Annotated in this window: 28 protein-coding genes; 16 read left to right on the forward strand and 12 right to left on the reverse strand. The window is 62.3% G+C overall.

Annotated elements, in window-relative coordinates:
- Nucleotides 1–2: 2 nt before the first annotated feature.
- Genes J5J09_RS13355 through J5J09_RS13365 form a run of 3 tightly spaced genes read right to left on the reverse strand, consistent with a single transcriptional unit; the run spans nucleotide 3 to nucleotide 3,699 of the window.
- Entirely contained in the window at nucleotides 3–1,028 is a 1,026-nt protein-coding gene (locus J5J09_RS13355) for an ATP-binding cassette domain-containing protein (RefSeq protein ID WP_208551384.1), read from the reverse strand.
- Complete coding sequence (locus J5J09_RS13360; RefSeq protein WP_208551385.1) at nucleotides 1,016–2,710, reverse strand: iron ABC transporter permease; 1,695 nt, start codon at nucleotides 2,708–2,710, stop codon at nucleotides 1,016–1,018. The genes J5J09_RS13355 and J5J09_RS13360 overlap by 13 nt, the downstream gene beginning before the upstream one ends.
- Before the next feature lie 8 nt (nucleotides 2,711–2,718).
- On the reverse strand, nucleotides 2,719–3,699 hold the full coding sequence (locus J5J09_RS13365) for an ABC transporter substrate-binding protein (protein WP_208551386.1): 981 nt from the start codon (nucleotides 3,697–3,699) through the stop codon (nucleotides 2,719–2,721).
- A 220-nt stretch (nucleotides 3,700–3,919) separates the two neighbouring features.
- On the opposite strand from J5J09_RS13365, the gene J5J09_RS13370 reads away from it, so the two are divergent.
- Nucleotides 3,920–5,821, forward strand: coding sequence for a hypothetical protein (locus tag J5J09_RS13370; RefSeq protein ID WP_208551387.1), 1,902 nt, complete (start codon nucleotides 3,920–3,922; stop codon nucleotides 5,819–5,821).
- A gap of 77 nt (nucleotides 5,822–5,898) precedes the next feature.
- Here the strand turns inward: J5J09_RS13370 and J5J09_RS13375 are convergent, their stop codons facing one another.
- Complete coding sequence (locus J5J09_RS13375; RefSeq protein ID WP_208551388.1) at nucleotides 5,899–7,125, reverse strand: aminotransferase class I/II-fold pyridoxal phosphate-dependent enzyme; 1,227 nt, start codon at nucleotides 7,123–7,125, stop codon at nucleotides 5,899–5,901.
- A 269-nt stretch (nucleotides 7,126–7,394) separates the two neighbouring features.
- On the opposite strand from J5J09_RS13375, the gene J5J09_RS13380 reads away from it, so the two are divergent.
- Nucleotides 7,395–8,612: a GGDEF domain-containing protein gene (locus J5J09_RS13380; protein WP_208551389.1), complete on the forward strand. Its 1,218-nt coding sequence runs from the start codon at nucleotides 7,395–7,397 to the stop codon at nucleotides 8,610–8,612.
- 7 nt (nucleotides 8,613–8,619) lie between these two features.
- Here the strand turns inward: J5J09_RS13380 and J5J09_RS13385 are convergent, their stop codons facing one another.
- On the reverse strand, nucleotides 8,620–9,228 hold the full coding sequence (locus J5J09_RS13385) for a TetR/AcrR family transcriptional regulator (protein WP_208551390.1): 609 nt from the start codon (nucleotides 9,226–9,228) through the stop codon (nucleotides 8,620–8,622).
- Between the two features lie 69 nt (nucleotides 9,229–9,297).
- Between J5J09_RS13385 and J5J09_RS13390 the strand changes: the two genes are divergently transcribed.
- The 3 genes from J5J09_RS13390 (at nucleotide 9,298) to J5J09_RS13400 (ending at nucleotide 13,846) form a co-directional block, all read left to right on the forward strand.
- Nucleotides 9,298–9,780, forward strand: coding sequence for a cupin domain-containing protein (locus J5J09_RS13390; RefSeq protein ID WP_208551391.1), 483 nt, complete (start codon nucleotides 9,298–9,300; stop codon nucleotides 9,778–9,780).
- Between the two features lie 266 nt (nucleotides 9,781–10,046).
- Nucleotides 10,047–10,418, forward strand: coding sequence for a hypothetical protein (locus J5J09_RS13395; protein ID WP_208551392.1), 372 nt, complete (start codon nucleotides 10,047–10,049; stop codon nucleotides 10,416–10,418).
- A gap of 404 nt (nucleotides 10,419–10,822) precedes the next feature.
- Nucleotides 10,823–13,846 (forward strand): calcium-binding protein, encoded by a 3,024-nt coding sequence (locus J5J09_RS13400; RefSeq protein ID WP_208551393.1) that lies wholly within the window; start codon nucleotides 10,823–10,825, stop codon nucleotides 13,844–13,846.
- Nucleotides 13,847–13,941: 95 nt separating this feature from the next.
- Here the strand turns inward: J5J09_RS13400 and ilvC are convergent, their stop codons facing one another.
- Together ilvC and J5J09_RS13410 are read right to left on the reverse strand one after the other, a co-directional pair.
- Nucleotides 13,942–14,961, reverse strand: a complete 1,020-nt coding sequence (gene ilvC / locus J5J09_RS13405) for a ketol-acid reductoisomerase (RefSeq protein WP_208551394.1) — start codon at nucleotides 14,959–14,961, stop codon at nucleotides 13,942–13,944.
- A gap of 23 nt (nucleotides 14,962–14,984) precedes the next feature.
- On the reverse strand, nucleotides 14,985–15,674 hold the full coding sequence (locus J5J09_RS13410) for a TetR/AcrR family transcriptional regulator (protein ID WP_208551395.1): 690 nt from the start codon (nucleotides 15,672–15,674) through the stop codon (nucleotides 14,985–14,987).
- A 363-nt stretch (nucleotides 15,675–16,037) separates the two neighbouring features.
- On the opposite strand from J5J09_RS13410, the gene J5J09_RS13415 reads away from it, so the two are divergent.
- The 6 genes from J5J09_RS13415 (at nucleotide 16,038) to J5J09_RS13440 (ending at nucleotide 18,070) form a co-directional block, all read left to right on the forward strand.
- Complete coding sequence (locus tag J5J09_RS13415; protein WP_208551396.1) at nucleotides 16,038–16,280, forward strand: hypothetical protein; 243 nt, start codon at nucleotides 16,038–16,040, stop codon at nucleotides 16,278–16,280.
- A 77-nt stretch (nucleotides 16,281–16,357) separates the two neighbouring features.
- Entirely contained in the window at nucleotides 16,358–16,603 is a 246-nt protein-coding gene (locus J5J09_RS13420) for a hypothetical protein (RefSeq protein ID WP_208551397.1), read from the forward strand.
- 84 nt (nucleotides 16,604–16,687) lie between these two features.
- Nucleotides 16,688–16,933: a hypothetical protein gene (locus tag J5J09_RS13425; RefSeq protein WP_208551398.1), complete on the forward strand. Its 246-nt coding sequence runs from the start codon at nucleotides 16,688–16,690 to the stop codon at nucleotides 16,931–16,933.
- Nucleotides 16,934–17,003: 70 nt separating this feature from the next.
- Complete coding sequence (locus tag J5J09_RS13430) at nucleotides 17,004–17,249, forward strand: hypothetical protein (protein WP_208551399.1); 246 nt, start codon at nucleotides 17,004–17,006, stop codon at nucleotides 17,247–17,249.
- Between the two features lie 67 nt (nucleotides 17,250–17,316).
- Complete coding sequence (locus J5J09_RS13435) at nucleotides 17,317–17,562, forward strand: hypothetical protein (protein ID WP_208551400.1); 246 nt, start codon at nucleotides 17,317–17,319, stop codon at nucleotides 17,560–17,562.
- A 130-nt stretch (nucleotides 17,563–17,692) separates the two neighbouring features.
- A complete protein-coding gene (locus J5J09_RS13440; protein ID WP_208551401.1) occupies nucleotides 17,693–18,070 on the forward strand; it encodes a DUF4087 domain-containing protein in 378 nt (125 codons plus the stop codon).
- A gap of 1 nt (nucleotide 18,071) precedes the next feature.
- On the opposite strand, the gene J5J09_RS13445 is transcribed toward J5J09_RS13440, so the two are convergent.
- On the reverse strand, nucleotides 18,072–18,536 hold the full coding sequence (locus J5J09_RS13445; RefSeq protein WP_208551402.1) for an Lrp/AsnC family transcriptional regulator: 465 nt from the start codon (nucleotides 18,534–18,536) through the stop codon (nucleotides 18,072–18,074).
- Between the two features lie 145 nt (nucleotides 18,537–18,681).
- Between J5J09_RS13445 and J5J09_RS13450 the strand changes: the two genes are divergently transcribed.
- Both J5J09_RS13450 and J5J09_RS13455 read left to right on the forward strand, forming a co-directional pair.
- Nucleotides 18,682–19,398 carry an aspartate/glutamate racemase family protein gene (locus tag J5J09_RS13450; protein WP_208551403.1) on the forward strand — a complete coding sequence of 239 codons (717 nt, stop codon included), beginning with the start codon at nucleotides 18,682–18,684 and terminating at the stop codon, nucleotides 19,396–19,398.
- Between the two features lie 69 nt (nucleotides 19,399–19,467).
- Complete coding sequence (locus tag J5J09_RS13455) at nucleotides 19,468–20,397, forward strand: helix-turn-helix domain-containing GNAT family N-acetyltransferase (RefSeq protein WP_208551404.1); 930 nt, start codon at nucleotides 19,468–19,470, stop codon at nucleotides 20,395–20,397.
- 1 nt (nucleotide 20,398) lies between these two features.
- Here the strand turns inward: J5J09_RS13455 and J5J09_RS13460 are convergent, their stop codons facing one another.
- Entirely contained in the window at nucleotides 20,399–20,803 is a 405-nt protein-coding gene (locus tag J5J09_RS13460; RefSeq protein ID WP_208551405.1) for a helix-turn-helix domain-containing protein, read from the reverse strand.
- A 134-nt stretch (nucleotides 20,804–20,937) separates the two neighbouring features.
- Here J5J09_RS13460 and J5J09_RS13465 point away from each other — a divergent pair, with 134 nt between their 5' ends.
- Nucleotides 20,938–21,822, forward strand: coding sequence for an SDR family oxidoreductase (locus tag J5J09_RS13465; RefSeq protein ID WP_208551406.1), 885 nt, complete (start codon nucleotides 20,938–20,940; stop codon nucleotides 21,820–21,822).
- A 65-nt stretch (nucleotides 21,823–21,887) separates the two neighbouring features.
- On the opposite strand, the gene J5J09_RS13470 is transcribed toward J5J09_RS13465, so the two are convergent.
- Complete coding sequence (locus J5J09_RS13470; RefSeq protein ID WP_208551407.1) at nucleotides 21,888–22,640, reverse strand: pyridoxine 5'-phosphate synthase; 753 nt, start codon at nucleotides 22,638–22,640, stop codon at nucleotides 21,888–21,890.
- A 404-nt stretch (nucleotides 22,641–23,044) separates the two neighbouring features.
- Here J5J09_RS13470 and J5J09_RS13475 point away from each other — a divergent pair, with 404 nt between their 5' ends.
- Complete coding sequence (locus tag J5J09_RS13475) at nucleotides 23,045–23,734, forward strand: MerR family transcriptional regulator (protein WP_208551408.1); 690 nt, start codon at nucleotides 23,045–23,047, stop codon at nucleotides 23,732–23,734.
- 100 nt (nucleotides 23,735–23,834) lie between these two features.
- Entirely contained in the window at nucleotides 23,835–24,341 is a 507-nt protein-coding gene (locus J5J09_RS13480; protein ID WP_208551409.1) for a DUF4405 domain-containing protein, read from the forward strand.
- 12 nt (nucleotides 24,342–24,353) lie between these two features.
- On the opposite strand, the gene J5J09_RS13485 is transcribed toward J5J09_RS13480, so the two are convergent.
- Both J5J09_RS13485 and J5J09_RS13490 read right to left on the reverse strand, forming a co-directional pair.
- Nucleotides 24,354–25,478: an ATP-dependent RecD-like DNA helicase gene (locus tag J5J09_RS13485; protein ID WP_208551410.1), complete on the reverse strand. Its 1,125-nt coding sequence runs from the start codon at nucleotides 25,476–25,478 to the stop codon at nucleotides 24,354–24,356.
- Between the two features lie 106 nt (nucleotides 25,479–25,584).
- A complete protein-coding gene (locus J5J09_RS13490; RefSeq protein ID WP_208551411.1) occupies nucleotides 25,585–26,379 on the reverse strand; it encodes a hypothetical protein in 795 nt (264 codons plus the stop codon).
- Nucleotides 26,380–26,399 lie beyond the last annotated feature (20 nt).

Genomic DNA, 26,399 nt, shown 5'->3' on the forward strand with positions numbered 1-26,399 from the left:
CATCAAAGCCGCCACCCCGACCTGATCGTCACCCGCAGCACATCACCGGCTGCCGCCAGCAAGCGGCTGTAGGCCCTCAACCGTTGCCCGTCACCAAGTATCAGCCGCAAGGCGTGGCGCTCGCCCTCGAAGGTGGCGCTTTCAACGGTGGCCGTTAGCCCGTCGCCACCGATCTCGACATCCTGGGGACGAACCAGCACGTCGACCGTGGGCATGCCCGCGGCTGTGCCAAGGCAAGCCCTCAGGCGCGGCCAATCATAGCCGCGCTCGCTCGTGCCGTCGTCGCGGACCTGAAGGATAGCGCCCTGCCCGATCAGCGACCCCACAAGCCGGCCCTGGGGCCGGGCGTAGAGCTCGGCCGGCGGCGCCATCTGCAGCACGCGCCCCTCCGACATCACCGCGACGTCGGTCGCCAGCGCCATCGCCTCGGCCTGATCGTGCGTGACATAGATCATCGTGGCGCCTGAGCGGGCATGGAAGTCGCGGAACGCCTCCTCCATTTCCTGCCGCAGATGACGATCGAGATTGGCGAGCGGTTCGTCGAGCAGCACCACGTCAGGCTCGGTCACGAGGCATCGGGCCAGCGCCACGCGCTGCCGCTGGCCGCCGGAGAGATCCGCCGGTCGTCGGTCGGCGAAGGCTTCCAGATGCACCGCCGCAAGCGCCTTGCCGACCTTATCCGCGACGACACCGGCCGAAAGTCCCCTCACCTTCAGCGGATAGCCGACATTTCCGGCAACCGTCATATGCGGCCAGAGCGCATAGGACTGGAACACCATCGCCATGTTCCTGCTCTCGGGCGGCACGACGGCATTGGCGGACGAGAGCAGCCTGTCGCCGAGCCGGATCGCCCCCTCGTCGGGCGTCTCGAAGCCCGCAACCATCCTGAGCACGGTTGTCTTTCCGCAGCCGGAGGGACCGAGAAGTGCCAGAAAGCCACCAGGACGCAGCGTGAGCGAGACACCATCGACGGCCGCCCTCCCACCGCCGAACGTCTTTCGCAAATCAGAAAGGATCAGTTCCGCCACGGCACAACTCCCTTCGGCAGCCTGGCCGCCATCAGTTCCAGCAACAGCATGAGGATAACGACCATGATCACCACCAGCACGGAGAGCGCCGAGGAAAGATCGTAGGAGCCGCTGTCATCGAGATTGTAGATTGCCACGCCGAGCGTCTGCGTGCCCGCCGACCAGAGCAGCGCCGAGACAGTCAGCTCGTTGCAGGCGATCAGGAAGACGAGGATCACCGACGCGCCCGCCGCAGGTGCGATCAGCGGCACCAGTATATCGGAAAGCCTTTGCCTGAATCCGGCACCCGAAAGCCGCGCGGCCTCCTCGAGCGCCGGGTCGAGCTGGCGGAACGCACTCAGAATCGGCTTCAGGCCGACAGCAAAGAAACTGGACAGGTAGGCAAGCAGGATGATCCAGATCGTCCCGTAGATCGACACCTCGATCACCGGCAGCGGCGCGGCGAAGAGCAGTATGAAGCCGACGGCAATGACGATTCCCGGCAGCGCGTAAGGTATCTCGATCATCGCCGACAGCAGCCCGACCAGCCGCCCGCGCTGCCGCGTCAGCACATAGGCCGTCAGCACCGAGAGCGCCAGCAAAAGCACGGCGGCCGAGGCGGCGAGGAAGATCGAATTGGAAAACGCCGTCTGCGTCACCGACTGCCGGAACAGGATTTCCTCGTAGGCCGACAGCGATGCCGTCTTCAACGACAGCGCCACGCCGTAGGCCGGCACGAGCGAGGCTGACACCAGCGCCAGGAACGGCGCCACCAGCATGACAATCAGCATCAGCCACAGGCAGAGTTGGATCGGCAGCCGCAATCGACCGAGTGCGAATGTCGCCATCGCGCCCGACAGGCCGATCAGCCGGTAGTCGCGCCCCTTCAACGCCCGCTCCTGCACCGCGAGCCCCGCCACGGCAAGAAGACCGATCATGGCGGAGAGAATGGCGATATCGCCGAACGTGCTGGTTCCGAAGCTCGCGAAACGCGAATAGACCAGCGTCGGCAGCGTGTAGATCGAAGCAGGTATGCCGAGGATAGCCGGAATCCCGAAATTGCCGATCCCGGAGACGAAGGCGAGAGCCGCCCCGGCAATCAGCCCCGGCAGCGACAGCGGCAGGATGATGTCAAGCAGCACCCGCATCGGCCTGGCCCCCGCCAGCATCGCCGCCTCGACGGCATCACGCGGCAAGGCGAGCAGCCCCGCCCGCAGAGCCAGATAGACGAGCGGTGCGTGCTGCACACCGTAAAGCAGCGCAATCCCGCCGATCGAATAGAGCGGCTGTGGGCTGCCGAGCGGCGGCGCAAGCCCCAGCGTCTTCAGAAGCGGGCTCGACGGCCCGGACATGCCGATCCAGGAGAGCGCCGTCACCTGCGGCGGGATCATCATCGGCAACATGAACAGGAAGCTCAGCCACCACTTGCCGCGAATGTCGGTGAGCGTCAGCACAAGCGCGAACAGACCGCCGATCAGGACCGCGATGATCATGCCGAGGAAGGAGGTCGTCAGCGTATTCCAGGTCGCCAGCCAGAAGGCGCGGTCGGCAAGAAGCGACGCCGCCGACCCCGAGGAAATCGTCCCCACGCCGGCGGCCGCCAGCCTCAGCAGCGGCAGCGCGCACAGAAGGAAAACCGTTGCGAGCACAAATGGAAACAGCCAGCGGGGCTGGCTGTTTCCCTTGATGAAAGGCTTGGGCATCAAGACTGTCAGTTCGTTCCGAAGATAGACGAAAAGGTCTTCAGGTCTTCGTCGGTGGCCTTCAAAGCCGCGGCGGCGTCGAGCGGCAGGACCTTGATCGACTCGCGGGCCGGGAAGCCATCTGGAACCGGCATGCCATTGCGCGCCGGAATATAGCCGAGCTTCAGGAAGCCCTCCTGGCCCTTTTCGGACAGGACGTAATCGACGAACTTCTTGGCGGCGTCGGCATGTTCGGTGCCGTTGAGGATCGCGACCGGCTCGGTCACGGCCGAAACGCCCTCTTCCGGGAATACGAACTCCACCGGCGCGCCCTTGGCCTTCTCGCGGATCGGCATGTAGTCGACGACGACTCCATAGGCCTTTTCGCCCGATGCCACTGATTTCAGGACCCCGCCATTGCCGCCAGCGGCGATCGCGCCGTTTTCCTGAAGCGCGCGGTAATAATCCCAGCCTAGGCTGTCGACGCCGGTCAGCGTCTGGGCATGAATCAGCGCGGCCCCCGAGGTCAGCGGGCTCGGCATGGTGACGAGCCCCTTGGCTTCCGGCTTGGCCAGATCCTGCCAGCTCGTCGGCTTCATCGAAGCCGCCGTGTTGTACATGATGCCGGTGGTGATCAGCTTGGTCGAGTAATAATGGCCGTCGGCATCATAGAGGCTCGCCTCGTAGTTGGCGGCCTCCGGCGACTGGTAGGCCATCAGCTGGCCGGCCTGCTTCATGCGTTCCAGCGTCACGGTATCAGCGATCAAGAGAACGTCGGCGACCGGATTGCCGGCCTCGATCTCGGCCATCAGCTTGGCCATGATCTTCGGCGTGCCGTCGCGCACCCAATCGACCTTGATATCGGGGTTTTCGGCCATGAAGCCGTCGACGGTCGCCTGCGCGTCCTCGTTGGGCTGGCTTGTGTAGAGCACCAGGTCGGCGGCGTTTGCGAAAGACGTCGCGGCACCGAGGGCAACCAGGGCCGTCGCGGTCAAGAGCAGCTTCTTCATGGGATATCTCCTTTCATCGGTGGCCGCTCAATAGGACCCGGTTTTAACAGCCATGTGACATCGCGGCCGTCCCGCCCCGGCAACTCGCCCGCTCGGTCACCGATTTTTGCAACGTTCTCAGACTTTTATCGGTCGAAAGCCGGCACCCGCTTCCAAGCCGGATTGTTTTGCACTAGTGGCCTTCACGGAACATTGATCTTTGCAAGGGGGCAAGGGCACCATGAAGGCGGAAGCGGGTTGGCGCGCGCGGGCACGCTATGCATTCGACAAGAGCATGGCGGGCGGCGCCGTGGCGCTGATCGGCTGGCTCGGGCTGATCTCGCTGATCGTCATCATTCTCGCCGGCCTGTTTCTGTCCCTGACTGGAATAGCCCCTGAAGGCGGCGAACCCGTCGGCTTCATCGAGGGCGCCTGGGAATCCCTGATGCGCACCATGGACGCCGGGACCATGGGTGGCGACATGGGGTGGAGTTTCCGCATGGTGTCGCTGTTCGTCACCATTTCGGGCATCTTTGTCTTCTCCGCCTTGATCGGTGTTTTAAGCAGCGGTCTCGAGAACAAGCTCGACGAATTGCGCAAGGGCCGCTCCAGGGTGCTGGAACAGGATCACACGATCATCCTCAACTGGTCGCCCTCGATCTTCGACATCATCTCCGAACTCGTCATCGCCAATCAGAGCCGCCGCAATCCGCGGATCGTGATCATGGCGAACCGCGACAAGGTCGAGATGGAGGAAGAGATCGCCGCCAAGGTCGACAATCTCAAGAACACCAGGATCATCTGCCGCTCCGGCGATCCGACCGACCTCTACGACCTCTCTATCGTCAATCCGCAAACCTCGCGCTCGATCATCGTGCTCGCCCCGGAAGGCGACGATCCGGACAGCCAGGTCATCAAGACCGTACTGGCACTGGTGCATGATCCCAAGCGCCGCCAGCAACGCTACATGATCGCCGCGGAAATCCGCGACGCCGAAAACGCGGAGGTCGCCGGCATCGTCGGTGGCGGCGAACTGCAGCTCGTGCTCGCCGACGACCTGATCTCGCGGATCGTCGTCCACACCAGCCGGCAATCGGGTCTTTCGGCCGTCTACTCCGAACTTCTCGATTTCGACGGCTGCGAAATCTATACGCTGGAAGTCCCGGCGCTCACCGGCAAGAGCTTCGCCGCATCGGTCATGGCGTTCGAGAACTGCGCGCTGATCGGTGTCTGCGACCGGAACGACGCGGTCCATCTCAATCCCCTGCCCAACCGCGTATTCGAAGCCGGCGACAAGGCGATCATCATCGCCGAGGATGATGCCTCCATCGGTACCTGGGGCGAGGACATAAAGCTTGACCGCGAGGCAGTGATCGCGCCCGTGAAGCATCCGAACCAGCCGGAACACACCCTGATGCTGGGCTGGAACCGCCGCGGCCCGATCATCACCCGCGAACTGTCCCGCTATGTCGCCAAGGGCTCGCACCTGACCATTGCCGCCAGCACGCCCGAGTTTGAGAGTGAGATCGACGCGCTCGCGCTGCCGGTCGACAACATGACGGTGACCCATAGGGTCGTTGACACCAGCAGCCGTTCTGCGCTCGATACACTCGACATCGACAGCTATGATCACGTGCTCGTCCTCGGATACAGCGACCACATGAATGCGCAGTCCGCCGACACGCGCACGCTGATCACCCTGTTGCATCTCAGAAAAATCGCAGAGCGCGCCGGACACCATATCAACGTCGTCAGCGAGATGACCGACGTCCGGAACCGGGAACTGGCCGAGGTAACGCGCGCCGACGATTTCGTCGTCAGCAACAAGCTGGTCAGTCTGATGCTCGCCCAGGCATCGGAAAATCCCTACATGTCGGCGATCTTCGCCGAACTTCTGAACGAGGAAGGTTCGGAACTCTACATGCGCCCGGTGACGGATTACGTCTCGATCGATCGTCCCGTGAACTTCTTCACGATCGCTTATTCGGCCTTGCGCCGGGGCGAAGTCGCGATCGGCTATCGCCGTCTGCGCGACAACGACCCGGACGAGCGCAATCTCGGCGGCGTTGTCGTCAACCCTCACAGGGCGCCGGCCATGACCTACCAGCCGGAGGACATGATCATCGTGCTCGCGCGCGACTAAGCGCGCGGAAGCCTGGTCCAATGCAAAGGCCCGCGATCGCTCGCGGGCCTATTTTTGTTTTGGCTAACGACACGCGGTCACGCTGCTGCGGCAATCGCTCCGCCGACCAGGCGTCCGAGACGCTTGATACCCTCGTCGATCATCGCCTCGTTGGCGCAGGAGAAGGAGAGCCGCAGCGTGTTCGTCCCCGACCGGTCGGCGAAGAACGCCTGCCCCGGCACGAAGGCGACCTTCTCCGTCTCCACCGATCGCGCCAGAAGTTCGGCGCCGTCCATGCCCTCGGGCAGCGTCACCCAGACGAACATCCCGCCTTCCGGCTTGGTCCAGGTCGTCCCGGCCGGCATGTACTTTTCCAGCGCCTTCAGCATCGCGTCGCGGCGCGCGCTGTAGGCAGACTTGATCTTGGCGACCTGCTCCGGGAAATGCCGCTCGGCCACATGGGTGATGGCGATCTGGTTGATCGTCGAGGAATGAAGGTCGGCAGCCTGCTTCATCAGCACCAGCTTACGGATGACGGGCATGGCGGCGACAACGAAGCCGACCCGCAGGCCCGGCGCCAGAGTCTTGGAGAAGCTGCCGCTGTAGATCGTACGCGTCTCCTCGATCGAGCCCTTTTCGGCGATCTCGAGCGCGAGGATCGGCGGAACCGGTTCGCCGTCGTAGCGCAGCGACTGGTAGGCAGCATCCTCGATGATGGCGATGTCGAGTTCCTCGGCAAGCTTCAAAAGCCGCTCGCGACCGGCGCGGTCGACCGTCTCCCCCGTCGGATTGGCGAAATCGGCCGAGAGATAGGCGAACTTGACGGCACCGCCGTTCTTCTCCGCAGCCGCCTTGTAGCTCTCCGGCGTGCGATTGCCGGAAAGGCTGAGCTGGTCGTAGTTCGGCTCGTAGGCATTGAAGGCCTGCAGGGCGCCGAGATAGGTCGGCCACGTCACGAGCGCGGTATCCTTCGGCGACAGGAACAGCTTGCCGAGATAATCGAGCGCCTGTTGCGATCCTGAGGTTATGAAGATGTTGTCGATGGTGCAGGGAATGCCGAGCTTTTCCATCTCGCCGCGCAGCCATTCGCGCAGCGGCTTGTAACCCTCGCTCACCGAATACTGCAGCGCCGCGCCGACCTGGTCGCCGGAAAAGATGTCGGCATAGGCGGTCTTGAACGCCTCGTCCGGAAACAGCGCCGGATCGGGAATGCCGCCAGCAAACGAGATGATGTCAGGCCGCTCGAGCAGCTTCAGAAGTTCACGAATTTCGGAGGCGCGCATACGCGAGGAACGCGTTGCAAAGATATGGTCCCAATTCAGCACGGGAGTTTCCTCGAAGTGTTTTTGTGATCGAGGAAGATCACCACACAAACCACGATAAGTCAACAATGCTGACCTATCGCCACACGCAACATTTCTCACATTTTTTCGGATGCTGGATAATGTTCGGTCGTCTCTACCCCTTCAGCGGACCGAATCGAACCGCGTCAACGGGTGCACAGCCAGCGAAACACCCAATTTGGTCAGTGGGCGGAGGACTTTGTTTAGACTCCGGCGCTAGCGTGCAGTCACACAATCGAAGCGTTATATTTATGCCCGCCAAGTCAAATTACATCCTGCAGTCTGTCATCGGTCGTGAATTCGGTTCCGAACGCTATTGTTGGTCGGTGCTGGATGACCTCTTCTCCATCTGGCCTCATCTTCTCGCGGGCGCGGCCATCGCCCTTGTGGCGCTGCAGACCGCAATCATAGCGGAACCCGCCTATCTCCAGTGGTCCATGGCAGCCCTCGCAATTCAACTCGTCGGCCGGTTCGCCGTCGGATACGCCTACAGACACCGATCCGCATCGTCCTCCGAAGCGCTGAACCGGTGGCTGATGGTCTTCTGGCTTGTCGCCGGCGGTTCGGGAGCGCTGTGGGGTGCTTCCCTCGGACTACTGCTGCTCGATGCCAGCAGCGAGGCGACGGTCACCATCCTCGTCGTCGGCTGCATTCTCGTACAATCGGCAAGCGCGCGCGCCTATATGACGCCGATGCCGGCCCTCACCCAGGCTGGGCTGCTGCTCTCGACGCTGCTTATGATCTCGGTCGCGAAAGGCCATCTTCTGATGCTGCCCCTGACAGCGATCTTCGTCGCCTTCCAGCTGGCCTATGTCAGCCGCCTGATCGGCCTGCGCCTGTCGCAGATGAAGGCAGAGACCGAAAAGGACGGCCTTCTCGGGGAGTTGGAACTGGCAAACCGGGAACTGTCCTCGGCGAACGAGCGTCTGGCCCGCCACGCCTTGACCGACGGGCTGACAGCGCTGCCCAACCGCCGCCATTTCGACCGTAGCCTGCCGAGCCTGCTGGATCGCGCCAACCGCCTCGGCCTGCCGTTCTCGATAATCCTCGTCGACGTCGACCACTTCAAACGCTTCAACGACACCCACGGGCATCTTGCCGGCGACGCCTGCCTCCGTGCGGTTGCGACAGCAATGGCGACTCGCGTGGACGACTCGCACGTGCTTGCCCGCTATGGCGGAGAGGAGTTTGCGGTGCTGCTGCCGGACACTGACGCTTGCAAGGCGCAAGACGTCGCTGAGCGGCTGCGCCAAGCAATCGCCGGGCTTGATCTCGCCGCGGCAACGGGAACCGCAACCTCGATATCCGCCAGCTTCGGCGTCGCCACCAAGCCCGCGCGCGATGCCGCGAAGGATGAGACCCTGTTGTCTGAAGCTGATGAAGCCCTCTACGCCGCCAAGGGCGCCGGTCGCAACTGCGTCCGCCACGCCGGCGACCTCTCGCGCCAACAGCCCCGGCTGGAAGCCTGACTCAAGGTCAGGCATCCCTCCTTGTGGAAACATCGGCGAGAACACCCGCGATCAGCTTCCGGGCGGCCCACAGGGCCGTATCGATGGCCTCTTCGGTTTCGAGGTCACAGACATCCTTGAGAACGACGAGCGTTTCGATGCCGCACATCAACCCCAGCGCATGAACGAGACGACGGAAGTCCGCGGCGGAAAGCTCGGCCTCGAGCGGCTGTAGCGCCTCGCTGAGCCAATCCGCCCGCCGCCCGGCACGCTTAACGGAATGGCTGCCGCCCACGGTGCTCGCAAGCAGAGCGCGAAACGTCGCTTCATTTGTCTCCACCATGTGCAGAACCTGTCCGATGACATCGACCGCCCTGCATGATGCATTCGAATCGTCGCTGAGCGGCTGCACCTGAATTCGGTTCGCAACTGCATCCAGCACGGCTTCGCGGATCATATCCTCGGCTGTCGAGAAATACCGGTAAGCGGTCGCCTTGGATATGCCCGCGTGTTCCGCCGCCTCTACAACGGTCGGCGACAAGCCACGTTCCGTCAGTTCCAGTGCGGCGCGCATCAGCTCGGCGCGTGTACGCTTCTTCTGGTTGACTCGTTCGAAATTTTTCTCTTGACCTGGCATTTACACCTCATTATGAGACTATCGTCTCGTGATGATCCGATACTATCATTTAAGAAAGGAGTTGCAAGCATGAATCCCTCACATGCGTCATCCGGCCACTCGGCGCCGCGCACAGTTCATTTTCTCGGAAACCTTTTGACCTTCATTGCCAAAGCGCCGGACACGTCCGGGAGCTTTTCGCTGGCGGGGTGCCTGACGGCGCCGGGAGCGGGATCGCCCTATCATACCCAGCAGGACGAGGAGGGCTTTCTCGTCGTCGAAGGCACCTACGAATTCATCCTCGACGGCCAGCCGCGCACATGCAAGGCGGGCGACTTTGTCCACATTCCCCCGGGCCTGCCGCACATGTTCCGCAACACGGGCGACGCCCCCGGCAAGCTCGTCATCATCAACCTACCTGCTGGCCCGCACGAGGATTTCTTCATGGAAGTCGGAACGCCGGTTGAAGCCGACTCAACGACCTTCCCGCCGGCATCGGAGCCGGACATACCCTTCGTCATGGCGGCGGCGGCCCGTCACGGTATCGCAATCCTCCCGCCGCCCTCGGCCTGACCGTCATATATTATCGACACGCGCGCGGATTTAGGGAAGTTTTAGGAAGCGGATAACACCCCGAGCGCGTATTGCCGCCACGAGGTGAAGCGAGGCCCGCGCCATCGCCGGCCGACGACTATCAGACACAAACACAGCAGATCAGCTCGGGCGATCAGTATCGCGTCCTCCCGCCCGTCGCAGCCGCTGTCGCGACATTCGAAATCAACTGCATGTCCGCGCCCTGATCCGGCTGACGGACGGTTCCATATTGGAGAGGTATAGAAATGCGTGGACTTTCATTCTTCTGCCTGGCGACTGCCGTCGCCTACGCGCTGGTCGCCATGGCGCTCGGCATCTTCATGGCAGCGTCTCATGACCACATGCTGGCACCCGCCCATGCACACCTGAACCTGGTCGGTTGGGTCAGTGTCGCCTTGTACGGTCTCTTCTATCATGCCGTTCCGGCGGCGTCGGGGATGAGGCTGGCAAAGGTGCAGGTCGGCTTTGCCACGGCCGGTGTCGTGACGCTTTGTCCCGGTATCGCGCTCGCGGTTCTCGGCATTTCGGAAGGTCTGGCGGTGCTTGGCTCCTTCCTCACCATTATCGCAATGGCGCTGTTTGCGACCGTCGTCTTCAGGTCCCGCGCTCGCGCCTGAGACGATCATCGCCGTCGTTATGCAAAAGCGCATAACATAAAGACGGGAATGCAGTTTGCTGATCGGTCGGACCGTCGCTAGAGCAAGGCGGCGGAGCGCTGGCGGCAGGCGGCGATCCATTTTCAACAACAGGAACGCTGCGGGAATTCGGAGCGGGTCCGGACAGGCCGGAAGCCGGTAACGCAGGGACCGCTTCCGGCAAGGCCGTCGCGCGCCGTTTCTGCGGGCGGACGGCATCACCAAGAGTAGGGATCGGCCGCACCGGACGATCGCAACCATCAGCATGGCGAACCACGTGCGCACCCGCACGGGGGCGGGATGACGCGTGCCTTTCAACCGGTTTTGCCGGTGGCGGCGGTCATCCTGTGCGGCCAGCGGCAACACAACCATTGAAAGGAAACACCATGGCTTACAGGTACGGAACAGATAACGCTGAAACCATGATCGGCGACGACAGCGCCGACTATTTTGCGGCACTCGGCGGCAACGACCAGATCTACGGCGGGTTTGGCAGTGACATTGTCTCCGCTGGCGAGGGCGAAGATACCGTGGACGGCGGCTTCCAGGACGACACGCTCTATGGCGAAGCCGGCAACGACAAGCTGATCGGCGGCTCGGGCGATGACCTCCTGATTGGCGGAGTTGGTGCCGACACGTTGTCCGGCGGCATCGGTGAGGACACCTTCAACGAATTCGACCCGGGAAATTGGGACGGCGACACGATCGACGGCGGCCTCGGCGTCGATATGATGCAGTTCGACCTGCGCTGGTTCTCAAGCGGCGTCACCTTTGCTGTTGCCGATCCGACCGTGACGAACTCCATCCTCGGCGCAACTGTCAAGAACGTGGAAAGGTACGGGATCTTCGGCACCTCCTACGCCGATACGCTGACAGGCGGCGCATGGAACGACGAGCTTTACGGCGGTGCCGGCAACGACAGGCTGAACGGCGGCGGCGGCAACGACTACCTCATCGGCGACACCGGTGCGGATACCCTCTATGGCGGTCAGGGCGACGACTATATCTCCGGCGGCAGTGACAACGACACGCTCAGCGGCAGCTACGGCAACGACTACATCAGCGGCGACGATGGCGACGACACGCTTTCCGGCGCCAACGGTAGGGACAGCCTCTATGGCGGGCGCGGCAAGGACAATATCACGGGCGGCTCCGGCAACGACTATATCGATGGCGGCGAAGGCGATGACATCATCGATGCCGGCAACGACAACGACTATATCATCGGTGGCGACGGCAATGACCGCATCAATGCCGGCAGCGGCAACGATGAGATCATCATGACCATCGGCCAGGGCCGCGACACCGTGGATGGTGGCTCCGGCACCGACATCCTCGACATCACCGGGCTGAGCGGCGTGTTCACCGCCAAAGCCGCCAACCTGACCAATACGCTCTCCGACGGCACCACGATCAAGGGTATCGAAGCCTACAACCTCAAGGGCTCGAACGGCAGCGATACCTTCACGACACTCGATGGCAACGACGTGATCTTCGGCTATGGCGGCAACGACCGCCTGAAGGCCGGCGCCGGCAATGACATGGTCAACGGCGGCCTGGGCAACGATGTCATCTACGGCGAGGCCGGCAACGACGTCCTGATCGCCGGAGGTGGAAAGGACACCATCTATGGCGGTTCCGGCATCGACACGGCCGTGATCGACGTGTCCGACTCCAACGCCAACACCACCTTCTCGATCAGCGGCACGACGGGCAAGGTCTCCAACGGCACGACCGCAAAGGACGTCGAAATCTACGAGATCACTACCGGTCGGGGCAATGACATCCTGCGCGCCGGCACCGCGCGTCAGGTCACCTTCCAGACGGGCGACGGCAACGACCAGCTCTATGGCGGCAAGGGTGACGACTATCTCTACAGCGGCCTCGGCTCCGACAAGGTCGAGGGCGGAGACGGCGATGACACCGCCTACGACCTCGGCGGCAACAACACCATGAACCTCGGGAACGGAAACGACCGCGTGGACATCACGGTGTTCCAGAACCATTCCGGCGGCGACAAGTCGGTCGTCAATCTTGGCGCTGGCAATGACAGCGTTTCCTTCAACAGCGGTCTCGGCTACACCTATGGCGTCCTGCAGGCCGACGGCGGCTCCGGCACCGACGTCGCATCGGTGGATCGTTCGCGCGGCACGTCGAACATGTCCTTCACGCTGAGCTCGAATGCCACCTTCGTCAACGGCAATGCCGTTCTGAAAAACTTCGAGGCCGTCATCCTGGCCAGCGGCTCCGGCAACGATACCCTCAAGGGCGGCAATCTCGCCGACACCTTCCGCGGCAATGCCGGCAACGACACCATTTCCGGTCTTGGCGGCAATGACTGGATCTATGGCGGCAGCGGTGCCGACAAGCTCTACGGCGGCGACGGCAATGATCGCCTCTATGCCGCCGACGGCAGCGGGGATACCAGCCGCGATGTCATCAGCGCCGGCGCCGGCAACGACCACATCTACATGAACGGCAACGACACCGCAGATGGTGGCAGCGGCATCGATACCGTCCACCTGAACCTCAGCACCCTGTCGGAAGGCGTCAAGTTCACCCTGTCGAGCGGCACGGTGAAGGTCAATGCCAACACCACGATCACCGGCATGGAACAGCTGGACTTCACCGGCACCTCCGGGAACGATGTCGTCACCGGTGGAGCACGCAACGACGTCCTGCGCGGCAAGAACGGTAATGACACCCTGAACGGCGGCGCCGGCAACGACACGCTTTATGATGGCGCCGGCAATGACAAGCTCTACGGCGGCTCCGGCAATGATCAGTTCTACCGCGATGTCTACAGCGGCACCGACCGTTTCGACGGCGGCTCCGGCACCGACACGCTTTCCTTCGGCAACTGGTATGGCGACATCTCCGCCAAGGTGGACCTCCTGGACTCCACCAAGAATGACGGTCCGGCTCGCGGTCTGACTTTGGTCTCCATCGAGAACGTCACCGGCTCCGCCAAGGACGACTGGATCGCCGGCAGCAATGAGGCAAACGTGCTGACCGGCGGCGCCGGCGGTGATGCCCTTTACGGTCGCGGCGGCAATGATACGCTGAACGGCGGAAGCGGAGCCGATCTTCTGTCAGGCGGTTCTGGCGACGACCGGTTCGTTTTCGATACCTTCGTCGGGGGCGGTGACGAGATCACCGACTTCCAGCGGGGCCACGACAAGATCGCGATCGACTCCATCGATTTCGGCCTGAAGAGCAACTACAAGCTCGCGCTCATCCAGGGCGCAAATCCAGTGGCCACCGGCCACGGTCCGACCTTCCTGTTCGAGACCGACACGCACCGCCTCTGGTTCGACGCGGACGGCGCCGGCGGCGATCAGGAAGCGCACCTGATCGTCACCCTGGACAATGTGAAGTCCCTGTCGGCCAGCGACTTCCTGTTCATCTGAACAGGCGAACCCACGAAAACAAAAGGGCCGGAGAGCGATCGCTCTCCGGCCCTTTTGTTTGCAGCAGCGCCGTGCGCGACGCGCCTTGGCGACAATCAGTTGCGGGCCTTGTCGACCAGCTTGTTCTTGCCGATCCACGGCATCATGCCGCGCAGCTTTTCACCGACCTGCTCGATCGGATGCTCGTCGTTGAGGCGGCGGGTTGCCTTGAAGCGGGCCGCACCCGAATGCCATTCCTGCATCCACTCGGCGGTGAAGCGGCCGGTCTGGATGTCCTTCAGGACGCGCTTCATTTCGGCCTTGGTCTCGGCAGTGATAATGCGCGGACCGGTGACGTATTCGCCCCACTCGGCCGTGTTGGAGATCGAGTAGTTCATGTTGGCGATGCCGCCTTCATAGATCAGGTCGACGATCAGCTTCACTTCGTGCAGGCACTCGAAATAGGCCATTTCCGGAGCATAGCCTGCCTCGGTCAGCGTCTCGAAGCCGGCGCGGATCAGTTCGACCAGACCGCCGCAGAGAACGACCTGTTCGCCGAAGAGGTCCGTTTCGCACTCTTCGCGGAACGTCGTCTCGATGATGCCCGAACGGCCGCCGCCGACGCCGCAGGCGTAGGAGAGCGCGAGTTCGAGCGCGTTGCCGGAAGCGTTCTGGTGAACGGCGACCAGGCACGGCACGCCGCCGCCCTTCTGGTATTCGCCGCGAACGGTGTGGCCCGGGCCCTTCGGCGCGATCATCACGACGTCGACCGAAGCCTTGGGCTCGATCAGGCCGAAATGCACGTTGAGGCCGTGAGCGAATGCGATTGCCGCGCCGTCACGAATGTTCGGAGCGATGTCGGCCTTGTAGATGCCGGCCTGCAGTTCGTCCGGGGTTGCCATCATCAGGAGGTCGCCCCAGGCGGCCGCTTCCGCAACCGTCATGACCTTGAAGCCGTCGGCTTCGGCCTTCTTGGCGGTCGGCGACCCGGCCTTCAGCGCGATCGCAACGTTCTGCGCGCCGGAATCCTTGAGGTTGAGGGCGTGCGCCCGGCCTTGGCTGCCATAGCCGACGATGACGACCTTCTTCGACTTGATGAGGTTTACGTCGGCATCACGATCGTAATAGACGCGCATTGTCTGTTCCTTCCCTATGCTTGTCAGTTGTGGTGAGTGTTTGTGACGGACCGGCCGGAGGCGGAATTGCCCTCCGGTCCAGCCAGAACCTTGTCCGTGCCATAGAGCGCCAGGAAGGCGTGAACCGCCTGCTGGGCCCGGGCTGCGAATTTCTTGGTGTCGGGCATCTCGCCAAGCAGCATGCGCACATGCATGTCCTGAACGATGAGCCCGTAAAATGTGCGGTAGGCCTCTTCGCCATCGGAAAAGCGTAGAAGTCCGTCGCGCTGGCCGGCGTCGAGGAGCGCCCTCGCCCGCCTGTCGATCTGCCGGCGGCCGCGCTCGCGCAGCAGCGTCCCGAGCTTGGAACCGTCGCGGCTGGTCTGGCCGATCGCCAGCCTGTTGAGCGCCAGCGACACATCACCGGCAAGAACATCCAGAAGATCATGCGCGAAGATGTCGAGATGCTCGCGCAGGCTCGCCGGCGTCAGTCTCTCGCCCTGGCGCTCGACGGTGCGAACCTTGCTCGCCTGATAGGAGATCATCGCGGCAAGCAGCCCGTCGCGGTCGCCGAACCATTTGTACAGGCTTTCCTTGGAGCAGTTCGCGGCGCGGGCCAGCCCAGCCGTCGTGAGCGCCTTGTCGCCGCCCTCCACCAGCAGACGCAGAGCCTCCGCCAGGACGGCGTTCTGCCGCGGCGTGAATCCTGCATCGCTCGTGAGATCCGCTGACAAAAAAGCACCTCCAATTCGCGTACCGTACCGTACGGTTCATATCTCTATAGCGGCGGATATGGGAGGTCAAGCGTCTATGACTGCGAAAACGCCATTTAAAAAAGACAAGCCCAACAACCGCCTCACGATCCCATCACACACGAGTGATTGTTGTTGCATATAATTAATCACAGCGTTCACAAAACCGGAATAGTAATGTTAAGTTATTGATTTTAAACGGATACACAAAAGCTTCACACAGGACGTATCGAACCAGAAAGTTCGATTGACCGCAATTGACCCCTTGTCAAAAACCAATCCGTATCCCAAATCCAGCTCATCGAACCGACAAGTTCGATATACAAGACAACAAAGAGGTTCGTCATGAACAAGCTCGCAATCGTAGCAGCCGCTACACTTCTCGCCGGCGCTTCCACCGCCTTCGCTATCGAACCGATCCCGGGTTCGATCACCTACGGTGGAAACGTCGCCCAGCTGGAGAAGGCACCGGTAGGCTCCACCGTCCTCCACACGTTCACCAACGCGGGCAAGGACGTCAATGAAGTTTACGTCGTTGCCGCTGACAAGACCCTTCAACTGGTCTCGCGCTCCATCAGCAACGACTGACATTCAACCGCTCAACCAGAGAGATCTCCGGCAATCACCCGAAGTCTCCCCATAAAACACTGAAAAGGAAACACCCCATGAAGACCATCATCGCAGCAACCGCCGTCATTGCATCGCTTGCCGGCGCATCCTCCGCTTTCGCCGTTGAGCCGATCCAGGGTTCGATCACCTATGGCGGCCATGTCGCCCAGCTGTCTGAAGCTCCGGTCGGCTCCACCGTCCTTCATAGCTTCAGCGCCGGCGGCAGCGACTTCCGCGAAGTCTATCGCGTATCGGCTGACCGTACGCTCGACCTGGTATCCCGTTCGGTCGCCAACGACTGATCTCGACAAAGGTGAACGCCAGCAACGTCACCACAAATACAACCCAAGATTAAAGTCCTCCCAAGACTTGAAAGGAACACAACCATGAAGACCATCATCGCAGCAACCGCCGTCATCGCTTCGCTTGCCGGCGCCTCCTCCGCCTTCGCCATCGAACCGATCCAGGGTTCGATCACCTATGGCGGTAACGTCGCCCAGCTCCAGCAGGCACCGGTCGGTTCGACCGTCCTTCACAGCTTCAGCGCCGGCGGCAGCGACTTCCGCGAAGTCTACCGCGTCTCCGCTGATCGCACTCTGGACCTCGTCTTTCGCTCGGTCGCCAACGACTGATCCCAACACACATCAAGACCCGGCGCAGTCGACTGACTGACCGGAACCCAAATCGAAAAGGAACATGACCATGAAGACCATCATCGCAGCAACCGCCGTCATCGCTTCGCTTGCCGGCGCATCCTCCGCTTTCGCCGTTCAGCCGATCCAGGGTTCGATCACCTACGGCGGCCACGTCGCCCAGTTGTCTGAAGCTCCGGTCGGTTCGACCGTCCTCCACAGCTTCAGCGCCGGCGGCAGCGACTTCCGCGAAGTCTACCGCGTGTCGGCAGACAAGACCCTCGACCTGGTATCCCGTTCGGTCGCCAACGACTGATCTCCACCATCCCATTGCGGCCGACAGCACTAGGCTGGACGGCATCAGATTTGAAAGGAACAAGACCATGAAGACCATCATCGCAGCAACCGCCGTCATCGCTTCGCTTGCCGGCGCCTCCTCCGCCTTCGCCATCGAGCCGATCCAGGGTTCGATCACCTACGGCGGCCATGTCGCCCAGCTGTCTGAAGCTCCGGTCGGCTCGACCGTACTCCACAGCTTCAATGCTGGCGGCAGCGACTTCCGCGAAGTCTATCGCGTATCGGCTGACCGTACGCTCAACCTGGTATCCCGTTCGGTCGCCAACGACTGATCGACACCTCCGGGTGACACGGGGTCCCGGCTTCGGCCGGGACCCCCGAACTTTTTTGCCATACCACATTTGGTCTTTGGCAGCCGGCGTGACCTGCGATACTGAGCTTCAGGCCCTATCGGAGGAAATCATGCGCCCCCACCTGCTCTCCCCAATTCTTGCTCTCAGCCTCATGGCCCTTCCGGGCCTTGCGTTCGCCAAGGAAAACCGCTGCGGCTGGATCCAGAACCCCACGCCCGGCAATTATTGGCTGGACGATCGCGACGGCACCTGGATCATCCTCTCCCAGGGCAGTCCCGACGAACCGCTCGGCATGGAAAACTTCCCCGACATCTCGACCGGCGACTATGTCGCGGCCAACGGCAATTACGGCTACACCTGCGGCTGCATCCAGGCCGAAACCGAAGGTGACCCGCGCGACATGGGCCGCATCACCGCGATCTATTCGGTGAAGCTCCTGCCGCTCAACAAGTGCCTGGCCGATCGCAGCCTGCCGAAGCCGGAATAATCTAGACGGCGTAGCCGACCGGCAGCACCGCACCGCTTTTCAACGTCTCCATGGAAATGAACGCGGAGACGTCGAAAAGCTCGATGCGCTTCACCAGCCGCCGGTAGACCACGTCGTAGTGCTCGACCCGGGGCAGCACGATTTTCAGCAGGTAGTCATAACTGCCCGTCAGCCGGTGCGCCTCGACCACCTCGGCAATGTCGGCGATGGCGCGCCGGAATTCCTCGATCCACTCGTCCGAATGATGCGCGGTCTTGATCAGCGCGAACACGGTCGTGGGCACCCCGGCCTTGCCGCGATCAAGCTGTGCCACGCGCGCCACGATATAACCTTCGTCCTCCAGCTTCTGGATACGCCGCGAACACGCCGACGGCGACAGCGCCACCTTGTCGGCAATGGCGGCCACGGGCATCGCCGCGTCGAGTTGCAGCAAATCCAGAATCTTCCTGTCTCTGTCGTCGATCATGATCACCTTTACGCAATAGAACAGCGTAAAGAAGACATATCATGCATCTTCGTTGCGCGGAACCTCGACTACCGACATCAAAACACACCCCGCTTGCCTCAGGCGAGCGCTAAGCTGCGAGCAGATGGAAACGCAGGAGAACGGGATGAAAACCATAGGTCTGATCGGCGGCATGAGCTTCGAGAGCTCGGCGGTCTACTACCGTCTGATCAATGAGGCCGTCCGCGACCGTCTCGGCGGCATCGCGTCGGCGGAGATCCTCATGCACTCCCTGAACTTCGCGGAGATCGTCGCCCTGCAGAAGGCCGACCGATGGGACGAGGCGGCCGAACGCCTCTCCGCCTCGGCCCGCATGCTGGAGCGCGGCGGCGCTGGATGCGTGCTGATCTGCACGAACACGATGCATCTCGTTGCCGACGCCGTGTCCTCGGCCATCTCGGCTCCTCTGCTGAACATCGTCGACGTCACGGCCGACGCCATCAGAATGACTGGCCTGCGCCGGCCCTTGCTGCTCGCCACGCGCTACACCATGGAACATGGCTTCTATACCGAGCGCATGCGGACCTTCGGTCTCGATCCGATGGTGCCAGAAAAGTCGGATCGCGGCGCAGTCCACGCCGTCATCTTCGACGAACTCTGCGCCGGTCAGGTGAAGGACGCCTCCCGCGACCGTTATCTGGCGATCATCGACAAGGCGCGCGCCGCCGGCGCAGATTGCGTCATCCTTGGCTGCACCGAGATTTGCCTGCTGCTCGATCCCTATGATCTTCCCCTTCCCGGCTTTGATTCCACCCGCCTGCATTGCCAGGCCGCCGTCGAACTGGCGATGAAAGCCGATCTGCGGCAACCGGAATTTACTTGACTCAGTCAAATATTGTCTTGATCAAGTCAATTTTTCGGATTAGCTGTTGTGGCGGGGAGATCATTCGCCATGCACGCGCCAAACGACATTGACGTCATAGACGGCATCCGCGCCTTCAACCGCTTCTACACCGACCGCATAGGACTGCTCGATCGGGCCTATCTGAAAGCGGATTATACACTGGCAGAAGCCAGGGTTCTCTACGAGATCGGCGCAAGAGGCACGACCACGGCCACCGATCTCGTCCGCGACGTGCACCTCGATCCCGCCTATCTCAGCCGTATTCTGAAGGTCTTCCGCGACCGCGGTCTCGTCGCGATCGAGAACGACCCGGCCGACCGCCGCAGCCGCCGCCTTCGCCTGACACCCGTCGGAACGGCGGAATACGAACAGCTGGCCGACCTGTCTCGCGGTCAGATCCGCGAGATGCTGTCAGCGCTTTCCGCCATTGAGCAGGAGGTGCTCGCCTCGGCGATGCAGCGCATCACCGGCCTGCTGGACGGCGAGGAGACTCAAAAGACGCCCATGGTCCTTCGCCCGCACAGACCGGGCGACCTCGGCTGGATCATACAGTCGCAAACGGAGTTCTATGCTAGCGAATTCGGATGGCGCCAGGGCTTCGAGGGGCTGGTGGCGAAAGTGGCGGCGGACTTTCTCGCCGGCCACGATCCCCGTAATGAAGCCTGCTGGATTGCCGAGCGCTCCGGCGTGCGGCTGGGCTCGATCATGGTGGTGAACGGCGGAGGCGATGTCGCCAAGCTGCGGCTGCTTTACGTCGATCCGATGGCCCGCGGCCGGGGGCTCGGGATGCTCCTTGCCGAACAGGCCACGTCCTTCGCCCGGCAGTCGGGATACCGGCGGATGACCCTTTGGACCAACGACAACCTCGACGCCGCGCGCCATATCTACAGGAAGCTCGGCTTCTCTCTCGTCTCCGAGGAGAAACACACGCTGTTCGGACCCGAACTGACTGGCCAGACCTGGGAGCTTGACCTGTAAATCAGGTCTCGTCGGCCTCGTCGAACCTGCGCCGCGCCTCGCGCACGGCGAGATAATTCTCTTCCGCCCAGGTGAGCAGGCTCGACAGTGCGCCATACAGCGAGAGCCCGAGTGGCGTCAGGCGATACTCCACGCTCGGCGGTTTTGTCGGAAACACTGTCCGCTGCACATAGCCATCGCGCTGCAACTCCCGCAGCGTCTGCGTCAGCATCCGCTGCGAAATATCGGGCACCAGCCGACGCAGTTCGCCGAACCGGTAAGGCTTTTCCGAAAGCGCTAGCAACAACAGCGACGACCATTTCCCGCCGATATGATCGATCACCGTCCGCACCGGGCAATTGGCAAGCCCGCCTTCGCCGCTGCTGAAATCGGCAAGCTTGTTCTTCAGATCGACAGCAACATTCATCCGGGTGGTTCCCTGAAGGTAACGAGGTCCCGAAAAACTGCCTTCTTTACAGCTCCACGTCAATTCCCATTTTAGTGTTACTCTCATTTTGAGAGCGACTAACCGGCCGGACGCGCCGATCGAAAGGGATACCCATGAGCAAGATTCTTATCACCGGCGCCTCGGGCAAGCTTGGCCGCCTCGTCATCGACAACCTCTTGGCCTCCGGCAAGGTATCGGCCTCCGATCTGGTCGCCGGCACGCGCGACACGGCAAAACTTGCCGACCTGTCCGGCAAGGGCGTCGAAATCCGCCGGGTCGATTTCGACGATGAGGCGGGCCTCATCGAGGCATTTGCCGGTATCGGTCGGCTGCTGATCATCTCGACGGATGTGCTCGATCGTCCTGGTCACCGGCTGGTCCAGCACCAGGCAGCCGTTCGCGCGGCAAAGGCTGCCGGCGTCGGCCGTGTCTACTACACCTCGATACCGAATGCCGAAACGAGCAAGGTCAGCTTCGCCCCGGATCACGCCGGCACGGAGGAAGCGATCAAGGCGAGCGGCATGGCCTACACGATCCTGCGCAACGGCTGGTACATGCAGAACCTCTTCATGGGCCTCCCCTCGGCCTTCGCCTCGGGCCACTGGTATACATCGGCCGGCGACGGCAAGACCTCCCATATCGCCCGCGAAGACATCGCCCGGGCGACGGCGGCGGCCCTCGCAAATCCACCGTCTGAAAACGTCATCTACACGCTGACCGGCGCCCGCGCCTATTCAAACAGCGAGATCGCCGCCCTCGCTTCGGCTGCCACCGGAAAGCCGCTCGCCGTCGTCAACATCACCGATGAACAACTGGCCGAGGGAATGGCCGCCCATGGCGTACCGGCCCCCTTCATTCCGACGCTGGTTTCCTTCGAGGCGGCGACACGCGCCGGCGACCTCGGCAGCGTGACATCCGATGCGGAGAAGCTGGTGGGTGCTCCGCTCGTCACGCTGGAAACCTTCATCGAGACCAACTCCGCGTCCCTCGCCGGATGAGGAGACGGGGGAGCGGCGCGAGCCGCCCGTTCAGGCCGCTCCCCACCCCCGTTGAAACCAGACGATCAGATCGTCTGTCCACATGCCTTGCGGAAACGGCGCACCGTCTCCGCCATCCCGTATTCCAAAGCATCCGCCGTCAACCCGTGGCCGATCGACACTTCGGCCAGTCGCGGGATCCGCTTCACAAGGGCCGGAAGGTTCGCAACCGTCAGATCGTGCCCGGCATTGACGCCAAGCCCGAGCGCGAGCGCCGCATCCGCCGTCTTCCCCAGAAGATCGATTTCCTTGGCAGCCCTCTCCGGATCGTCGAAGCACCCGCCATATGGTCCGGTATAGAGCTCTATCCGGTCTGCACCGGTCTCCTTAGCCAGCCGAACCCGCTCGGCATTGCCGTCACCGTCTGCAAACAAAGACACGCGCATGCCGCTGCGCTTCAGTCGCGCGACCACCGTCTTGAGAAAATCGCGATGTTTCTCGAAATCCCATCCGTGGTCCGACGTCGCCTGGGATGGATCGTCAGGCACCAGCGTCACCTGTTCCGGCTCGGTTGCCTCGCAGAGCGCCAGGAAATCCTCGGTCGGATAGCCCTCTATATTGAACTCCGCCTCGGGAAACTGGTCATCGATCAGGGCCCTGAGCACCGGCAGGTCGTTGAAGCGGATGTGGCGCTGGTCCGGCCGCGGATGGACCGTCAGACCGCTGGCGCCGGCTTCAAGGGCGATACGGCCGAAATCGGCGACGTCCGGCCACGGCAGATCGCGCCGATTGCGCAGCATGGCGATGGCATTGAGATTGACCGAAAGCTGGGTTGGCATGACGGGTTCACTTTTTGAAGCGATGATCGTTCCGTCCGGATTTAGGCCAAGTCGGGCCCGATTGCCAACGCGTTTCGTTCGTCATTCGATGAGCGGCGTTGATGGATCGCTCTCATTATCTCCACCGGCTCGCCGAGGTTGCAGCAAATTGCCCCGCTTCGGCACAAAAATCGCGACGAATGAGGACTTTTTCAGACTTTTGCAGCAGACGCGGCGTTTCCCGGTTTACAAGTTTGACGACAGCGGCGTAACCTGCATGATCGTCGCGGGAGGAGAGACGCGGCAACGATGCGTTGAGGAACGCAAACCGGAAAGCACGCCTTGGCGCGATTGCCGGGACGGGACGGTCATGGTCCCGCCCAGGGAAGTACCGTGCCCGGACGACCGAGCAGGAAGGGGACAATATGGCGGAACGCTCCAAGCACCTGCATGAACGGAAACCTCCTGCGGCGGGCCAGCAAGCGGCTTCCGGCTTCCTGCCGCAAGCAACGCTGCCGCGCAATCCGCCCGACGAGCCGATCGCGATCGCGGAAATGGCGAACCACTTCGGCGTCACCCATCGCACCCTGCATTTCTACGAGGAAAAGGGACTGTTGTCCGCCGGCCGCATCGGCCTGATGCGCGTTTATACCCGCGCCGATATGCAGCGCATGGCGCTGATCAACACCTGCCGCGAAATCGGCATGCCGGTCGCCGTGATCCAGGAGCTGTTGGAAGAACTGTCCGGCGCCACCAGCCAGGAGGAGGCCGATTGTATCTTCCGCCAGGCCCTGCGCACCCGCCGCCGCGAACTGACGGCCGCGCTGTCGACCATCCAGCGGCAGAGCCAGCAGATCGAGCGTCTCCTGTCGGACGACGACGATCATGACGATGCGCCAACCGCGCACCGGATTGCAGTCCAGCTCACCGATCTGGAGAAACGATGCCTCGAACTCATGGCCGAAGGCTATACGCCGATGCGACTGTCGCGGGCGCTAGGCCTCCAGTCGGACGAGATTGCCGCGCTTGAAGAGCGCATCATCCGCAAGTTCGACGCCAACAACCGGTTTCAGGCCGTCGCCAAGGCAGTCCTTCTCGGCGTCGTCGCCTCTTAGGCTGCATTTGCCCTCTGTCAAAGCTTACGGGGATTTAAGCTGACTCCGGAGGAATAGCGTGTATGCCGAAGTCTGTTATCACAACGAACGGACTCGTCTTATGCCCTCCCTTTTCTCGCGCTACGCCACGCCTCTCGTCACTGGCCTTTTCCTTGTCTCGCTGATTTCCGGCATCGCCCTCTTCTTCCACGTCGGCACCGCCGCGTTCCACGGCATGCACGAATGGCTGAGCATGGTGCTGATCGCTCCGTTCGTCTTGCATGTGTGGAAAAACTGGCGCGCCTTTCTCACCTATTTCAAACGCCTGCCGATGACCATTTCGCTGGCGCTTTCGCTGGTCGCCGGCCTCGCCTTCGCCTGGCCCTCCCTGACCGCAAGCGGAACCGGAGCCGGCAATCCGCAGATCGCCATGATCACGCTGGTCACCGCGGCAAGGCCCGGCGAAGTGGCGCCCCTCTACCACCAGTCGGAGGACACTTTCCTGTCGATGCTGAAAGATAAGGGCTATACGGCCGCGACCGCTGACATGCCCCTGAACGACATCGCGACCGCCTCGGGCAAGAGCGAGCGCGATCTTGTCATGACGCTGGTATCGCTGAAAAACTGACGGCTGAAGCGCTCACCGCACGATGGTGAGCGTCTGCGCCGCGCGGGTCACGGCCGTATAGAGCCAGCGCTCGCGCGTGTCGCGAAAGGCCCAGCTCTCGTCGAACAGCACCACGTCGTTCCACTGCGAGCCCTGTGCCTTGTGAACGGTGAGCGCGTAGCCATAATCGAACTCGTCATAGCGCTTGCGCGTCGACCACGGGATTTCGGTCTCGATATCCTCGAAGGCCGCCTTCAACAGCTTGATCTTCGCCGCACCTCGGTCCTCGTCGTCCTCGGGCCGCACCAGGAGATTGATGCCGGGCTTAACCGTCTCGCGCGACGAGCTCATCACCTGCCACAGCGAGCCGTTCAGAAGCCCCTTCACCTGGTCGTTACGAAGACATACCAGCTTGTCGCCCGCCTGCGGATAGTCGGCGGAGAAACCCTTCAGCTCCCGCAGTCGCTTGTTGTAGCGCCGGCGAGTCTTGTTGGTCCCGACCAGCACCTGATCGGCGTCGAGCACCAGTTCCTGCGTCACCTCGTTCTTGGAAATCACCTTGGCGGTGCCGTAGTCACCATACATGATCTCCTTGCCCTCACGGACATGCATTGCAAGCTCGATGATCGGATTGTCGCGCGCCTGTCTATGGATTTCGGTCAGCAGGTAGTCGGGATCATGCTCCGTGAAGAAGCCGCCGCCCGAGACCGGCGGCAGCTGGCCGGGATCGCCGAGCACGAGGATCGGCGTGCCGAAGCTCATCAGGTCCTTGCCGAGCTGCTCGTCCACCATCGAGCATTCGTCGATGACGATCAGCGCCGCCTTGGCGACCGGGCTCTGCCGGTTGATCGCGAACATCGGCGCGATCGAGGTCTTGCCGGTTTCCTCGTCTTCCACCGCCTCCTCGCCGCGCGGGCGGTAGATCAGGGAGTGGATCGTCTTGGCATTGGATGCGCCGCGCTGGCGCAGAACCTGCGCGGCCTTGCCGGTGAAGGCCGCGAACAGCACGTCGCCGTCGACATGCTCGGCGAAATGCCGCGCAAGCGTCGTCTTGCCCGTACCGGCATAGCCGAACAGGCGGAACACCGGCTGGCGGCCCTCCTTCAGCCATTGCGAAACGGCTTTCAGAGCCTCGTCCTGTTGCGGCGCGAACTGCATGAACCGGTCTTGTCAGGATTCGGAAGCAAGACGCAACGGCTATTTGCCTCACGGCTGAAATCACTGCGGCGATTTCGCGCGAACGTGGCGAAGAAACGTGTGCCAGCTATTCGGTGACCTCGACATGCGCGGGCTTGGATCGACCGCCATTGCCGGCCGGATTGATGACCACCACCGGGACCTTGCGCGCGCTGGCCAGTTGCCCGTCCTCGAGCATGACCTGCAATCTGCCATCGTCCATCACCTTGTGAACGACGGCTTTGCCATCAATCTCGACGGTCGCCCGGGCCGCGAAATTGCGTCCCTTCACCAGGATCCCCTTGTCAGCGTCGTTGATCTTCTTGTTGGAGGGCTCGACGCTGTCGATAACCGGCGGCAGCGCTTCGATCTCCTCCTGAACCTTCGGCGCTTTCAGGAGCGTATCGAACAATTCGTCCAGCTTGGCGATGCCCTTGCGCGCGAACATCCCAACCAGCGCCGACAGGGCGGCAAGGCCCGTCGGATCGACGGCCGCAGTCTTGTCCCCAGCCGTACCGACGGCAAACAGCCCGCCCTTGAACAGCAGGCAGACCAGCAGCCCCAACCCCATTCCGAACACCGGGTGCATGACATACCACCAGTTCCAGCTGTCGTTGAACTGGCCGAGCCCCTTGTGAATGGCGAACTTGTAGGAAGCGTTGAGCGACCCGCCTAGCGCGCCGGCCATGGCGATGATCAGCAGCAGGCCGACATCGGGCGCCACAGATTTCAGCAGAAAGGTTGCCCAGAGTTCATCCTTGATACCCGAAGGCCAGAGACCGATCAGGAGAAACACGAGTATGAAGGGAAGCGTGACGAGATAGGCGCCAAGCTGCCAGTTCTTGCTTTCCGCATAAGACTGCTTGTCCGGTCCAATCTCCATGGCTACCCCTCCAGCGCCGA

Origin of the sequence: Ciceribacter sp. L1K22 (assembly GCF_017599385.1) — a bacterium.
Taxonomy (GTDB): Bacteria; Pseudomonadota; Alphaproteobacteria; order Rhizobiales; family Rhizobiaceae; genus Allorhizobium.

What these genes read in the sequence shown, in the direction of transcription:
- J5J09_RS13455 (WP_208551404.1), top strand. Translation starts at nt 19,468, where the DNA reads ATGCACGCGCCAAACGACATTGACGTCATAGACGGCATCCGCGCCTTC.
- J5J09_RS13430 (WP_208551399.1), top strand. Translation starts at nt 17,004, where the DNA reads ATGAAGACCATCATCGCAGCAACCGCCGTCATCGCTTCGCTTGCCGGC.
- ilvC (WP_208551394.1), bottom strand. Translation starts at nt 14,961, where the DNA reads ATGCGCGTCTATTACGATCGTGATGCCGACGTAAACCTCATCAAGTCG.
- J5J09_RS13360 (WP_208551385.1), bottom strand. Translation starts at nt 2,710, where the DNA reads ATGCCCAAGCCTTTCATCAAGGGAAACAGCCAGCCCCGCTGGCTGTTT.
- J5J09_RS13490 (WP_208551411.1), bottom strand. Translation starts at nt 26,379, where the DNA reads ATGGAGATTGGACCGGACAAGCAGTCTTATGCGGAAAGCAAGAACTGG.
- J5J09_RS13435 (WP_208551400.1), top strand. Translation starts at nt 17,317, where the DNA reads ATGAAGACCATCATCGCAGCAACCGCCGTCATCGCTTCGCTTGCCGGC.
- J5J09_RS13400 (WP_208551393.1), top strand. Translation starts at nt 10,823, where the DNA reads ATGGCTTACAGGTACGGAACAGATAACGCTGAAACCATGATCGGCGAC.
- J5J09_RS13425 (WP_208551398.1), top strand. Translation starts at nt 16,688, where the DNA reads ATGAAGACCATCATCGCAGCAACCGCCGTCATCGCTTCGCTTGCCGGC.
- J5J09_RS13485 (WP_208551410.1), bottom strand. Translation starts at nt 25,478, where the DNA reads ATGCAGTTCGCGCCGCAACAGGACGAGGCTCTGAAAGCCGTTTCGCAA.
- J5J09_RS13395 (WP_208551392.1), top strand. Translation starts at nt 10,047, where the DNA reads ATGCGTGGACTTTCATTCTTCTGCCTGGCGACTGCCGTCGCCTACGCG.
- J5J09_RS13450 (WP_208551403.1), top strand. Translation starts at nt 18,682, where the DNA reads ATGAAAACCATAGGTCTGATCGGCGGCATGAGCTTCGAGAGCTCGGCG.
- J5J09_RS13445 (WP_208551402.1), bottom strand. Translation starts at nt 18,536, where the DNA reads ATGATCGACGACAGAGACAGGAAGATTCTGGATTTGCTGCAACTCGAC.
- J5J09_RS13390 (WP_208551391.1), top strand. Translation starts at nt 9,298, where the DNA reads ATGAATCCCTCACATGCGTCATCCGGCCACTCGGCGCCGCGCACAGTT.
- J5J09_RS13470 (WP_208551407.1), bottom strand. Translation starts at nt 22,640, where the DNA reads ATGCCAACCCAGCTTTCGGTCAATCTCAATGCCATCGCCATGCTGCGC.
- J5J09_RS13385 (WP_208551390.1), bottom strand. Translation starts at nt 9,228, where the DNA reads ATGCCAGGTCAAGAGAAAAATTTCGAACGAGTCAACCAGAAGAAGCGT.
- J5J09_RS13440 (WP_208551401.1), top strand. Translation starts at nt 17,693, where the DNA reads ATGCGCCCCCACCTGCTCTCCCCAATTCTTGCTCTCAGCCTCATGGCC.
- J5J09_RS13365 (WP_208551386.1), bottom strand. Translation starts at nt 3,699, where the DNA reads ATGAAGAAGCTGCTCTTGACCGCGACGGCCCTGGTTGCCCTCGGTGCC.
- J5J09_RS13465 (WP_208551406.1), top strand. Translation starts at nt 20,938, where the DNA reads ATGAGCAAGATTCTTATCACCGGCGCCTCGGGCAAGCTTGGCCGCCTC.
- J5J09_RS13480 (WP_208551409.1), top strand. Translation starts at nt 23,835, where the DNA reads ATGCCCTCCCTTTTCTCGCGCTACGCCACGCCTCTCGTCACTGGCCTT.
- J5J09_RS13415 (WP_208551396.1), top strand. Translation starts at nt 16,038, where the DNA reads ATGAACAAGCTCGCAATCGTAGCAGCCGCTACACTTCTCGCCGGCGCT.
- J5J09_RS13370 (WP_208551387.1), top strand. Translation starts at nt 3,920, where the DNA reads ATGAAGGCGGAAGCGGGTTGGCGCGCGCGGGCACGCTATGCATTCGAC.
- J5J09_RS13475 (WP_208551408.1), top strand. Translation starts at nt 23,045, where the DNA reads ATGGCGGAACGCTCCAAGCACCTGCATGAACGGAAACCTCCTGCGGCG.
- J5J09_RS13380 (WP_208551389.1), top strand. Translation starts at nt 7,395, where the DNA reads ATGCCCGCCAAGTCAAATTACATCCTGCAGTCTGTCATCGGTCGTGAA.
- J5J09_RS13420 (WP_208551397.1), top strand. Translation starts at nt 16,358, where the DNA reads ATGAAGACCATCATCGCAGCAACCGCCGTCATTGCATCGCTTGCCGGC.
- J5J09_RS13460 (WP_208551405.1), bottom strand. Translation starts at nt 20,803, where the DNA reads ATGAATGTTGCTGTCGATCTGAAGAACAAGCTTGCCGATTTCAGCAGC.